Here is a 252-nt window from a genome sequence, read left to right on the forward strand (position 1 = left end):
TGTACCACCATTTTACATTGAACGAAAATTTATCACCTGATTTTAAAACTTCAGGTAATTCAATACGCATCATGGTTCTGTTAATCATATGTGGTAATGGATCTCCGCTTGTATCAGATACTTCTTCAATATTAAATCCACCATCAAAACGCTCTTTCATAAACGTTGATACAAACTGCGAAGGACGCATAACATCAGATACCCCAGAACCTTCGATAAGCGGTGTTTTTGAGTCTTTCGCTCTCATGTTCT

The 252-nt window shown here is 36.9% G+C and carries 1 protein-coding gene; it reads right to left on the reverse strand.

Going from position 1 to position 252, the window contains the following annotated elements; translation table 11 throughout:
* The coding region (locus IEQ44_RS18720; RefSeq protein ID WP_227487680.1) for a hypothetical protein at nucleotides 1–252 on the reverse strand (252 nt) is incomplete at both ends.

Source organism: Nocardioides malaquae, assembly GCF_015070385.1.
GTDB classification, from domain to species: Bacteria; Actinomycetota; Actinomycetes; order Propionibacteriales; family Nocardioidaceae; genus Nocardioides; species Nocardioides malaquae.